The sequence below is a fragment of the Cyclobacterium sp. SOCE241 genome (genome assembly GCF_056867545.1).
Genome location: NZ_CP149779.1, coordinates 5,015,870 through 5,029,036, shown reverse-complemented (window position 1 = coordinate 5,029,036; position 13,167 = coordinate 5,015,870). Strand labels below are relative to the sequence as shown.

Below are 13,167 nucleotides of genomic sequence, written 5' to 3'. Positions count from 1 at the left end.
TTAAGTTATGGGTTTAATTTATTCTTAAACTTACGATTTTCAGGGAATAATGACACATTTTTGTAATAAAATTCTGAAATTGACATTTGAGACACCGCAAATCAAAATAAACCCTATGAATAAAATACTGGTAACCGGGGCTGCAGGCCAATTAGGAACTGAATTGACACAAAAACTTTGTGAGATCCACGGACCTGAGGCTGTCATAGCATCTGATATTAATCAAAATTCCTCAGAAAAATTTTCATTTTGCCAATTCATGATGCTCGATGTTATGGACAAAGACAGTCTAAGAAAGGCCATTGCCAATGAAAATATAAGTCAGGTATATCACCTTGCCGCTATTTTGTCCGCCACAGCAGAACAAAAACCACTATTGGCCTGGAAATTGAATATTGACAGTTTATTGATTTTACTGGAATTGGCCAAGGAACTTAAATTAGAGAAAGTATTTTGGCCATCGTCTATTGCTGTTTTTGGCAAAGAAAGCCCAAAAGAAAACACCCCTCAAGATGCTGTCCAGACAGCCGGCACCGTTTACGGGATTTCAAAGATGGCAGGTGAAAGATGGTGTGAATATTATTACAGCCACCACAAAGTGGATGTGCGAAGCCTTAGGTTTCCCGGACTCATTGGTTACAAAGCAAGACCTGGAGGTGGAACTACCGATTATGCTGTAGACATATTTCACAAAGCTTTGACAGGACAAGTTTTCCGGTCATACTTAGAAAAAGATACCCGTTTACCGATGATGTACATGCCTGATGCCATAAAAGCCACGCTAGATTTAATGCAAGCCCCTAGAGATAATATCACCGTTAGGTCTAGTTACAACCTGACGGCAATGAGCTTTACACCGGAAGAAATTTTTCTGGAATTAAAAAACATTTTCCGGATTTTAAAATAGATTATACACCTGATTATCGACAAGAAATCGCTTCCAATTGGCCGAAATCCATCGATGATCAACAAGCCAGGAATGACTGGAACTGGCATCAGGAATATGACCTGCATACAATGACCACAGACATAATTAAAAACCTACCTTCGTGGATAGACAAAATTTAACCCTATGAAAAACCAAATTATATTTATATTCGCCCTTCTTTCCTTTGCATGTGACAGCCCTTCGGAAGAGAAGAAATATGAAGGAGAAGTAACCGAATCAAGCACCAAAGAAATTGTTCTTGAAAGCACAGGGTCCACGTGGGTAAACTACTCAGGGGTGTTACCCTGTGCCGATTGTGCCGGTATTCAAACAGAATTAAAACTTGAAAACAGCCCGGAAAAAATAGAACGGTCCTTTGAACTATCAGAAACCTACCTTGAAACCAAAGATGGTGACAGAAACTACAAAACCACCGGAATATACGAGGTAATTTACGGCCTTGAAGACAATCCCGGCGCCATGGCAATTAGGCTTCTTGATGAGAATAACGCACCTTTCAAAAGCTTTCAGCAAGAAAAAAGTGGTCAATTGACACTCCTGAATCAAGAAGAAAAACCGATTCAATCCAAACTCAATTATTCTTTAGAAATGGTCGATTCAAAAGGCAAATAAGATCTGATTTATAAAAAAACGTTTTACCCTTTAATAAAATTTTTCCATTATGTTCTACCGGTTTATAGTTTCCATTTCAGTGGCATTGATTTTAACCTCCTGTGCACAATCTGTGCTCACAAGCCTATCCTTTCCCTTTAGTGAACCAGAGATCAATATAGACGCCGCTCTAGGAAGAGACGAATGGGCTAAAGCTGTAACCTTAAATGGTCTGATTGCCCCATGGGAAAATGACAATCCCGATCAGACTAAGTTTAAGGCCTTTATTTCTGAGAACTATTTTAACTTTATTTTTCAAGTAGAGGACAATACATTGATCACCCAACCCTTCGAGAAGGAATTGTCTGTTGCCGGTGGTGATCGGGTAGAATTGTTTTTTGCAAGTGACAGGAGCCTTAACAATTATTACTGCGTGGAGATGGATCCCAATGGTAACATCTTGGATTATTCGGCGGAGAATTATCGTAAATTCAATGAACAATGGGATTTCAGTAGCATTGAAGTATCTACCAAAACAACAGAATCAGGTTATGTGGTGGAAGGAAAAATAGCTTTACTTGAGTTAGAAAATTTAGGAATTGGAAATTCTTTTTACTTAGGTGTTTTTCGAGCAGATTTTAAAAATAGCAAAAGCAAAGAGGTCAGCTGGTATTCTTGGGTAAAACCCCAAAAATCAAGCCCAGACTTTCATATCCCCTCTGCTTTTGGCAAAGTAAGCTTTGCCAAATAAACCGGCAATAATCCTCCACCAAAATGTTCTAAAAAGACCTATAACTCTCAAATGCAAGATCGGTACAAACTTTCCATCTGAACTGATTTTATGAGTAAAATCAGTTCAGAAATTGATATAAAATACCTTTTCCCCCTTGATTTACAATTAAAATCTATAGGCAGCCTTCCCTTTGTTATTCAGCCTATCATACCGTTGCAACGGTTATTTTTTTAAATTATATTGAAAGCCAATGGGAGTAGCATCCCAAAATAAGGGCGATTAGCATAAAAAATTTGTTAATGGCCCTTTTAGATTTGGTTGATTGCCAGCTCTAAATTCATTTTTATGTAAATAAATCCTGCCTATACAGATATTATTCCCTAAGGTCTTAAAGAAAAAACGAAGATGAATTACCACAATTTATCCACTTCAGACATTTACCAAAAACTGAATACCGGCGAAAATGGCTTGGATTCAGCAGAGGTAAAAAAGAGGCAATTAAAATACGGAAAAAACGAGCTGACTCAAAAAAGAAGGTTTCGATTATTAGCCTGATACTTCATCAGTTTAAAGATATAATGATCTTCATTTTATTTTTAGCTGCAGCTATCTCCTATTTCGTGGGAGACATTAAGGATACCGTTGTAATATTAATTATCGTTTTACTGAATGCCCTAATTGGCTTTGTGCAAGAATATCGAGCAGAAAAAGCCATGGAAGCCTTGAACAAGATGTCTTCCTTACATGCCACTATACGACGAGCAGGACACATTATTCAAGTAGCCGCAACTGAAATAATTCCCGGAGACATCGTAATACTTGAAGCGGGTATGCTTGTTCCGGCAGACCTAAGGCTGACAACAACACATACACTGAAAATTGAAGAGGCCTCCCTCACAGGGGAATCTCATCCGATCAACAAATCTTCTGACACACTATCTACTGAAAACACTTCTTTGGGAGATAGGGTAAATATGGCCTATAAAAGTACCATAATCACCAATGGTAGAGGGGAAGGAGTTGTGGTGGCCACGGGCATGAATACTGAAATAGGGCGAATTGCTCAACTCTTGCAAGAAGACAAGGTTAAGACTCCACTGCAAAAGCGTTTGGCCGATTTTGCCAAAAAGTTATCCTTCGCTGTTATCGGCATATGCATTGCCCTTTTTATTGCCGGGTGGTTACGTGGGGAAGAACCTGTACAAATGTTACTTACTGCCATTTCTGTAGCTGTTGCCGCCATCCCCGAAGCTTTACCAGCCGTTATCACCATTGCTTTGGCTTTGGGAGCCAAGCGCATGGTTCGCAAAAATGCGTTGATTAGAAAGTTACCTGCGGCAGAAACCTTGGGTTCTGTTAGTTACATCTGTACGGACAAAACCGGAACCATTACACAAAATAAAATGACTGTGTCTGATTGCTGGATCTCCCCGGAAGTCGATAAAATAGAAAACCTAGATCCAATGCAAATTATGCTTCTGGGAATGGAACTTAATCACGATGTGGTTACCACAGCTCAAAAAACTTAAGGGAGATCCTACAGAAATAGCCTTGGTGGCCTTCACCAGAAACAATCAGGAGTATAAGGCATCATGGCAGAACGAATTTAAACGCGCTTATGAATTTCCATTTGATTCTGAAAGGAAAAAAATGACCACCGTCTACCCTATGAATGGGAAGTGGATCGTGGTAACGAAAGGAGCTGTCGAGAAAATTTTAGAGATAAGTGAAGCTGAAAATATTGATAAAATCAATACCATTACCAAGGAATTTGCTGAGCAAGGCAAACGGGTATTAGCTTATGCTGTTAAGGTAATGGAGGAATTACCCGAGGAGAAATCAGTAGATAAATTTGAAAGCCATTTGCAATTTATAGGTTTGGTGGCCATGATTGACCCTCCAAGAGCAGAAGCCATTGAAGCCATTGCCAATTGCCATACCGCAGGGATAAGGCTTGTAATGCTCACAGGGGATCATCCTGTCACTGCAAAAGCCATAGCTACAGCTACAGGGATTTTACAAGATCCATCAGACAAAATCATCACCGGCACAGCACTTTCAGCACTTTCTGAGCAAGAATTTGAGGCCAATCTTGAATCTATCAAGGTTTTTGCCCGAGTATCCCCTGAGCAAAAACTAAAAATTGTAAAAAGCCTGCAAGGCAGAGGTCATTTTGTAGCCGTTACTGGGGATGGGGTTAATGATGCTCCCGCACTAAAACGTGCTGACATAGGGATTGCCATGGGGATTACAGGCACAGATGTCTCAAAAGAGGCAGCAGATATGATTCTATTAGATGATAATTTTGCCACCATTGTCCACGCTGTCCGTGAAGGTCGTCGCATTTTTGATAACATTCGAAAGTTTATAAAATACATACTTACCGGGAATAGTGGAGAAATTTGGACAATATTTTTAGCCCCTCTTTTAGGTCTACCCATTCCTCTCATTCCTATTCAGATTCTTTGGATTAATTTAATTTCCGATGGACTTCCGGCATTGGCATTTGCTTCAGAGCCTGCGGAGGAAGACATCCTAAAAAGACCTCCCAGAAAAACAGATGAAAGCATCTTTTCAGGAGGAATTGTAATTCATGTACTATGGGTAGGGCTACTTATGGGAGCAGTCTGTCTTGGTACTCAGGCCTGGGCCATTCATACTGAAAACCCAAAATGGGCAACCATGGTTTTTACTGTCCTAAGCATTTCACAAATGGGGCATGCCTTGGCAATCCGTAGTGATATTAAGTCTCTTTTCACCATGGGCATTTTTGGTAATAGGCATTTAATTATTGCAGTCCTGATTACAATTGGGCTACAGTTGATTGTGGTCTATTTGCCATTTTTTCAAAATATCTTCAACACCCAAGCACTAACTTTCTCGGAACTAGTCATTTGCCTGACCCTTTCAAGCCTAGTTTTTTTGTTTGTCGAACTGGAAAAATGGACCAAAAGAAGAAGGTACAATGCTACTAATTTAAAAGGGTATCCAGTTTAATATTGACCTGCCAGGCCTTTTTTTATATTTCTTGAAAGATAGTTGTTATTTGACAAAGAGATGAAAAAACAAATTGATAAATTCGACACAGAAGCAAAGCCATCTCCTTCACTAAATATTTGAAAAAATAGGTAAGTACAACAATCAATAGGCAACTAACTAGCATGGACAATAAAGCACTACTTAATAAATTTTACACCTCTTTTATAAAAGGGGACAGTCAAGCAATGGGAGAATGTTACCATACTGATGTTGTTTTCAAAGACCCTGTCTTCGGTACTTTAAAGGGAGCCCGAGCGTGTAAGATGTGGGAAATGTTACTTACCTCAAAAAAGGGTGAGCTTAAAGTCAGTTATAAGATTGCACGAGTTTCAGATAAAAAAGGAAAGGTAAACTGGGTTGCCGAATATCATTTTGGTAAAAATAACCGAAAGGTAATTAATAATGTTAGTGGTGAATTTAAATTCGAAGATGGTAAAATCATCGAGCATATTGATACTTTTAACCTGTGGAAATGGAGCAAACAGGCCATGGGTACTTTAGGTTACTTGATTGGATGGACTCCATTGATGAAAAAGAAAATTCAAAAATCCACCAATAAAAAACTAAATAATTTTATCGCCGGCCAAGGGAACAAAGCCAATTAAGATTTATACCCCAGCATAGTCCAAAACAAGCCAAAAGTGCCACAAACATATCCCTATGAAAAACCTACTCTTATTTGGTCTCCTATTTTCCTTAGTAGGCTGTAACAACACCCCTTCATCCACTATTGGCTCCTCCCGTCCCAATATTATTTTGATCATGGTGGACGATTTGGGTAAAGAGTGGATCAGTCATTACGGAGCAGAAGAAATTTCCACACCCAATATTGATGCTCTAGCAACTAGTGGCATGACCTTCAACAATGTATACTCCATGCCTCAATGTACTCCAACTAGGGTAACCTTACTTACGGGTCAATACCCTTTCAGGCATGGGTGGGTAAATCATTGGGATGTCCCACGTTGGGGAGGTGGGGCGCATTTCGATGAGAATATGAACCCAAGTATAGGCATGGAAATGAAAAAAGCCGGTTACACCACTTGTATAGCCGGCAAGTGGCAAATCGATGATTTCAGGATTGAACCTGATGCATTGACCAAAAATGGTTTTGACGAATATTGTATGTGGACGGGCTATGAAACGGGAATTGAAGCCAGTATCAATAGGTATCAAGACCCCTATCTATTCACCAAAAATGGTAGTAAAACCTATAAAGGTGAATTTGGGCCGGATGTATTTAAAAATTTCATTATAGATTTTATCGATAATAATAAAGACAAACCAATGTTTATCTATTATCCTATGGTCCTTACCCACACCCCATTTGTCAATACACCTTTGGAAACGGCTACTGACAATTTAGGAAAGCATAAAGCCATGGTGAATTACACAGACAAAATTACAGGAGAGATAATTCAGGCACTGGAAAATGCCGGAATCAGGGAAAACACCCTAGTAATTTGGACTACAGACAATGGTACGTCCGGAGCAATTACGGGAAAAATAAACGGCCGGATGGTAAAAGGAGGAAAAGCAAAGACAATTGAATCCGGCATCAACGCACCATTTATTGCCAGTTGGCCAAGTAAAATTAAGCCTCGGCAAGTATCTGATGCGCTCATTGACTTTACTGATTTTTACCCTACTTTTCTTGATTTAGCTGGAGTTGACTTCAAAAAAACAATCAAGCCTTTACCATTGATGGGCAGTCTTTTAAAGGTGTTTTGTTAGAGGGAGATAATGCCTCAAACCGGGCATGGATCTTGGGAATGGGCGGAGGAAATCATGCCGCACTAACCCAAAATGGGGTTGAGAACCAATATATTTTCCGAGACAGAGTATTACGAAACAAAAAATACAAGCTCTATATCAATTCAGAAAGGGAAGCCGAATCATTTTTTGATTTGCAGCTGGATCCGGAAGAAAAGGTCAATCTTTTAGATAGCTTAAATTCTGAGGAGAGAAAAAACAACTTCCAGCAACTGTACGAGGTATTACAATCATTTCCTCTTAAGGACAATGACCCTATCTATCAAGCTAACCCTGCCCAATCATGGGATGTTGACGTAAGCGAGGAAAGTCAAAACTGGAAAAAATAGAATAAATTTGTTACACAAGATCATGAAATAAGCCGCATAAGCACAGGTATGGGACACAAGTAAAAAAACAGCCAACCTGAAAACAGATTGGCTGTCCAACTAATAAACCCAATAAACCGAACTTTAACCCGAAATCTGCAGTAGGGAATCTATTACTTTTTAAAATCGCTTCAAACGGACTAATTTTCTTGCGATTGCAACACGCATCGCGCATATTATTACTTAATCCGGATTTAACTTATCTCTACATGGTCCACATTTTTGAAATAGACTTGCTTTTCGGCATCCAAGTCCACCAAAACAGCACTATCATTTTTGATGTATCCACTCAAAATTTGTTTGGACAACTCATTCAATACCAAGCGTTGCATGGTTCTCTTTAATGGTCTGGCACCAAATTGAGGATCAAACCCAACTTCCCCTAAATAATCCAACACATCTTGGGTTGCATCTATTTCGATACCCGATTCCGCTAAGCGTTGTTGGATTTCTCTCCATTGGATATCCACAATTTTTCGAAGAATCTTTCTGTTAAGTGGCTCGAACATGATGGTTTCATCAATTCTATTCAAGAACTCAGGACGCACAGATTTTTTCAATAAATTGAAAACCTCTTCTTTTGTACTTTCCAGCACTGCTTCCTTATTGCTCTCGTTGAGGCTCTCAAACCGTTCCTGAATTAAATGAGATCCAATATTTGTGGTCATGATAATAATTGTGTTCTTGAAATTCGCTATCCTTCCTTTATTGTCGGTAAGTCTACCATCATCTAAAACTTGAAGGAGAATATTGAACACATCCGGGTGAGCCTTTTCAATTTCATCAAGCAATACCACGGAGTAAGGCTTCCTTCTTACTGCTTCTGTTAGTTGACCACCTTCATCATAGCCTACATACCCTGGAGGTGCTCCAACCAATCTGCTTACTGCATGCCTTTCTTGATATTCAGACATGTCGATCCTTACCATTGCATTCTCATCACTAAACAGGTATTCTGCCAGTGCTTTGGCTAATTCTGTTTTACCAACTCCTGTAGTGCCTAAGAATATAAATGAACCTATAGGTCGCTTCGGATCCTGCAAACCTGCCCTGCTTCTCCTTACTGCATCCGAAAGCGCAGTAATAGCTTCCTTCTGACCAGCCACGCGCTTGCCTAATTCCTCTTCCAAATGAAGCAATTTCTCTCTTTCACTTTGGATCATTTTGGACAAAGGGATACCGGTCCACTTACTGACCACAGCCGCAATGTCTTCACTATCTACCTCCTCTTTAAGCAAGGTGGAATTTTCTTGCATGACCTTCAGCTGTTCTTTAAAAGATTCCAGCTTTTGCTCACTATCCACAATTTTCCCATAACGGATCTCAGCAACCTTTCCAAAGTCACCACTTCGTTCCGCCTGTTCAGCTTCTATTTTAAATTTGTCAATGTTCTCTTTTTCCCTTTGAATGCCCTGAATTACGGCTTTTTCACCTTCCCATTTCGCCTTCAGTTCTTGCCTCTTTTCAGATAGGTCTGCAAGTTCTTTACTTAGAACACTCTCCTTGTCCTTATTTTTTTCACGCCTAATGGCCTCCCTTTCTATTTCCAGCTGCATTATACGTCTGTTCAGCTCATCCAATTCTTGAGGAAGAGAGTCAATCTCCATCCTTAATTTGGCCGCTGCTTCATCCATTAAATCGATGGCCTTATCGGGCAAATAACGATCCGATATATAGCGTTGTGAAAGCTCTACTGCGGCAATAACTGCATCATCTTTGATCCTTACACCATGGTGCAATTCATACTTGTCCTTTATACCTCTTAAAATGGAAATGGCATCTGCAGCATCCGGCTCATCTACCACCACTTGCTGGAAACGACGCTCAAGTGCTTTATCCTTTTCAATGTACTTTTGGTATTCTTTCAAAGTTGTTGCACCAATGGCATGTAGCTCTCCTCTAGCCAAGGCCGGTTTCAATAAATTAGCCGCATCCATTGCACCTTCTCCGCCACCTCCGGCCCCTATCAAGGTATGGATCTCATCAATAAATAAGATAATTTCACCGTCAGAGTCCGTTACTTCCTTAATGACTGCTTTTAGACGCTCTTCAAATTCTCCTTTGTATTTAGCCCCTGCCACTAAAAGCCCCATATCTAATGAAATAAGGGTTTTGCTTTTAAGGTTTTCAGGAACATCTCCACTTACAATTCTTTGCGCCAAACCTTCTACAATGGCAGTTTTTCCTACCCCCGGTTCTCCCAATAAAATAGGATTATTTTTGGTCCTTCTTGCCAAAATTTGTAAGACCCTCCTGATTTCTTCATCCCTACCGATGACAGGATCAATTTTTCCTTTTTTGGCCAGGTCATTTAAATTCTTAGAATATTTTTCTAAAGACCTGTATTTAGATTCTGCATTTTGATCTGTCACTTTATTTCCTTTTCTAAGTTCCTTTATTACTTCTATTAATTTCTTTTCATTCAAGCCTTGTCCTTTTAATAGCTGGGCTACTTTCTCGGAACCGGCCAAAACACCTAATAACAAATGCTCTACTGCTACAAATTCATCCCCAAAAGTCTTCAGGTACTTTTTAGCTTGTGTTAGCACCTCATTGGTTGCGTTGGATAAATAGGGTTGCTGGCCACTTACCTTTGGATATTGGTTAATGATTTCATCTAACTTCTGTAAGATCAACCCTGAATTGATCCCTAATTTCTGAAATATAAAATCCGTAACATTGGCATCTACTTGGACAATTCCTTTCAGCAAGTGAGCAGGCTCTATTAGCTGCTGTTGCTCAGCGGTACAAAGCTCCAAGGCTTTCTGAATCACCTCTTGTGATTTAATTGTAAATTGCTTGAAATCCATTTTTGCTCCGGTTTATTTAATTATTAATTGCTTTTCTTACTTTGTACAAATATGAAACCAAACAAGAATTAAGCAAACACCCTGAAATTATGTCCGATTTCGAACATAGAACACTTAAAAAGCAGACCTTTTGGCAGTTAATAATCCTATAAATGCTGCAAACGCATCTATATTCAACCTCCCTCCATTAAAATTTCATTGTATTACCTACCTTTGTGAACCAAACAGCTTTTACTTGCATGAAAAATATATTCTATTTTCTTATTATTATTTCCCTCTTTACCGCTTGCCAAGGAGAGGTAAATCAAAAACCTAATTTTGTCATTATTCTCGTAGATGATTTGGGCTGGGCAGACGTAAGAGCCAATTACCCCGAGAGTTTTTACGAAACCCCCAACTTGGATCAAATGGCAAGTGAAGGCTTGCGTTTTACCCAAGCCTATGCGGCTCATCCGGTATGTAGCCCAACCCGTGCGGCTTTAATGACCGGCCAGCACCCAAATAGATTAGGCATTACTGATTGGATACCGGGGTATGATAAATTTGAAGAGAGGCGGCCTATCATTACACCTTCGATAAATAATGAACTCGCCTTAGAAGAAACAACCCTTGCCGAGAAATTTAAGGATAATGGATATCAAACCTTTTTTATTGGTAAGTGGCACCTAGGAGAAGAGGAAAAGTATTGGCCCGAAAATCAAGGTTTTGATGTGAACATTGGAGGGTGGCGTGTAGGCGCACCTCAGTTAAAAAAAGGAATAAGTAATGGTTATTACTCTCCCTATGGTAACCCCAAACTTGCTGATGGACCGGAAGGAGAATACCTTACCGATAGGTTAACCAATGAAAGTTTACAATTGATTAAAGAAAATAACAAAGAACCGTTTTTATTGTATCTTTCTTTTTATAGTGTGCATACACCTATCCAACCTGCCCCGAAACGGTACGATTATTTCCTAGATAAAAAGGAGAACATGATTGTGTCTGGAGAACAGGCCAAATACAAACCTGAAGGAGAGGGTCAAACCAAGTTAATTCAAGACAACGCCGCCTATGCATCTATGGTAGCAGCTATGGACGAAAATGTGGGGAGAATACTTCAGGAACTTAAGGCACAAGGTTTGGATGACAACACTTGGGTAATACTGACTAGTGACAATGGAGGCCTATCTACCTTATACGGCGAAGGAGCTCCTACTTCAAATGGCCCTTTGAGGGCCGGCAAGGGCTGGTGCTATGAAGGAGGGATAAGGGTCCCTATGCTAATAAAAGGTCCTGGCATCAAAAATCCGGGGACTGCCCCAGACCTTCCTGTCATAAGCATGGATATTTTCCCTACCTTGCTTAGTATTGCAGGGGCAGAATATGAGGAAAAAGACGGAAAGGATCTTTCGTCTTTTTTAATGGGCGGAAATGCACCGGAAAGGGAGCTGCTGTTCTGGCATTACCCCCAATATCACGGAAGTGCATGGAAGCCGGGTTCTGCAATCAGGCAAGGCAATTGGAAGCTAATTCATGATTATGAAAGCGGAAGTAACCAATTGTTCAATCTAGAAACGGACCCCGGTGAAGAGCTAGACATTAGCCATGATTTTCCTGAAAAGACAATTGCGCTTGAAGAAAGGTTGATGGAAGAATTGAATAAAACAGGGGCTAAATTCCCTATCTTTAAATAAGGGCAATTGAACAATAGATCAAAACCACAGCACAAAGACCTTGGCACTTTCTGAGGTTCTTATGCAAACAAAATTGTATCATTTGAACCTTTCATGAATAAAGGGCTGTTAATGACAGGTTCCAAGTAAAATAATACCATGCTGGCAGAAAAAAAACAAGACATAAGAAAACTATCACTTCAAGAACTTGAAGCCTATTTTCTTTCTGTAGGAGAAAAAAGTTCAGGGCAAAGCAAGTATATGAGTGGTTGTGGAACAAGTCTTTGAAAAATTTTGATGAAATGAGTAATATTTCCAAATCAACCAGGGAAATATTAAAAGAGAATTTCACCATTAACCACATTCTTGTAGACCAATTTCAGCGGAGCACTGATGGCACCATTAAGAATGCGGTCAAACTATATGATAACAATATTGTGGAATCTGTGCTCATTCCGACATCCAAAAGAATCACAGCCTGTGTTTCTTCTCAAGTAGGATGTAGCTTGGATTGTAATTTCTGTGCTACTGCAAGGTTAAAAAGGATGCGGAACCTTAATCCGGATGAAATTTATGACCAAGTGGTAGCCATTCAGGAAGAAGCCAGTTTGTATTTTGACCGGCCCCTTACCAATATTGTATTCATGGGGATGGGTGAACCTCTTCTCAACTACCAGAACGTTCTTTCGGCTATTGAAAAAATATGTTCTCCGGAGGGACTTGGCATCTCTCCTAAGCGGATAACATTGTCCACAGTAGGTATTGGCAAAATGATTCGTAAACTGGCCGATGATGAAGTCAAATTCAATTTGGCCCTTTCTTTACACTCTGCCATCAATGAAACCCGAACAAGGCTAATGCCAATCAATGAAACCAACACTGTGGAAGATTTGGCCATGGCATTGAAATATTGGTATAGCAAAACCAAAAGGAAAGTCACCTATGAATATGTTATATGGGATGGTATCAATGATGACGAGAAACATGCCCGGGCATTGGCTAAATTCTGCAAACACATTCCTTCAAAGGTAAATATTATCCAGTACAACCCTATTGATGAAGGTGAATTTAGACAAGCTTCACAGGATAAAATTGATTTATACCTATCCATTTTGGAAGGGTCGGGTATCATCGCAAATGTCAGAAAATCAAGGGGACAAGATATAGATGCAGCTTGTGGTCAGCTGGCAAATAAAAATGAATTGTAAAGAAAATCTCAGAATTAATAAAAACACTCAGCCTCCTGCAT

9 protein-coding genes and 3 pseudogenes are annotated in these 13,167 nt (G+C 39.7%); 11 read left to right on the top strand and 1 reads right to left on the bottom strand.

Annotation, left to right across the window (positions count from 1 at the left end):
• Window positions 1-115 precede the first annotated feature (115 nt).
• The 9 genes and pseudogenes from WG932_RS25510 to WG932_RS25470 all read left to right on the top strand — a co-directional run bounded on the left by WG932_RS25510 (window position 116) and on the right by WG932_RS25470 (window position 7,414).
• Window positions 116-1,068: pseudogene (locus WG932_RS25510) on the top strand (NAD-dependent epimerase/dehydratase family protein).
• Window positions 1,069-1,072: 4 nt separating this feature from the next.
• Window positions 1,073-1,561, top strand: a complete 489-nt coding sequence (locus WG932_RS25505) for a copper resistance protein NlpE (protein ID WP_014020554.1) — start codon at window positions 1,073-1,075, stop codon at window positions 1,559-1,561.
• Window positions 1,562-1,610: 49 nt separating this feature from the next.
• Window positions 1,611-2,291, top strand: a complete 681-nt coding sequence (locus tag WG932_RS25500) for a carbohydrate-binding family 9-like protein (RefSeq protein ID WP_483085849.1) — start codon at window positions 1,611-1,613, stop codon at window positions 2,289-2,291.
• A 387-nt stretch (window positions 2,292-2,678) separates the two neighbouring features.
• Window positions 2,679-2,827 (top strand): annotated as a pseudogene (locus tag WG932_RS25495) (cation-transporting P-type ATPase); the annotation flags it as partial.
• A gap of 24 nt (window positions 2,828-2,851) precedes the next feature.
• Window positions 2,852-3,802, top strand: a complete 951-nt coding sequence (locus WG932_RS25490) for an HAD-IC family P-type ATPase (RefSeq protein WP_483088721.1) — start codon at window positions 2,852-2,854, stop codon at window positions 3,800-3,802.
• A complete protein-coding gene (locus WG932_RS25485) occupies window positions 3,774-5,270 on the top strand; it encodes a cation-translocating P-type ATPase (protein WP_483085848.1) in 1,497 nt (498 codons plus the stop codon). Before WG932_RS25490 ends, WG932_RS25485 begins: the two co-directional genes overlap by 29 nt.
• 164 nt (window positions 5,271-5,434) lie before the next feature.
• Window positions 5,435-5,917 (top strand): nuclear transport factor 2 family protein, encoded by a 483-nt coding sequence (locus WG932_RS25480; protein WP_339676243.1) that lies wholly within the window; start codon window positions 5,435-5,437, stop codon window positions 5,915-5,917.
• Window positions 5,918-5,972: 55 nt separating this feature from the next.
• A complete protein-coding gene (locus WG932_RS25475) occupies window positions 5,973-7,046 on the top strand; it encodes a sulfatase family protein (protein WP_483085847.1) in 1,074 nt (357 codons plus the stop codon).
• The gene (locus WG932_RS25470; protein WP_483085846.1) at window positions 7,040-7,414 is read left to right on the top strand and encodes a hypothetical protein; all 375 of its coding nucleotides are present in this window, start codon (window positions 7,040-7,042) and stop codon (window positions 7,412-7,414) included. Before WG932_RS25475 ends, WG932_RS25470 begins: the two co-directional genes overlap by 7 nt.
• 233 nt (window positions 7,415-7,647) lie before the next feature.
• Here WG932_RS25470 and clpB read toward each other — a convergent pair whose 3' ends face one another.
• Entirely contained in the window at window positions 7,648-10,263 is a 2,616-nt protein-coding gene (gene clpB, locus WG932_RS25465) for an ATP-dependent chaperone ClpB (protein WP_014020549.1), read from the bottom strand.
• Between the two features lie 239 nt (window positions 10,264-10,502).
• Between clpB and WG932_RS25460 the strand changes: the two genes are divergently transcribed.
• Window positions 10,503-11,939 (top strand): sulfatase, encoded by a 1,437-nt coding sequence (locus WG932_RS25460; protein WP_483085845.1) that lies wholly within the window; start codon window positions 10,503-10,505, stop codon window positions 11,937-11,939.
• A gap of 138 nt (window positions 11,940-12,077) precedes the next feature.
• A pseudogene (rlmN, locus tag WG932_RS25455) lies at window positions 12,078-13,126 on the top strand (dual-specificity RNA methyltransferase RlmN).
• The last annotated feature ends 41 nt before the right edge of the window (window positions 13,127-13,167 follow it).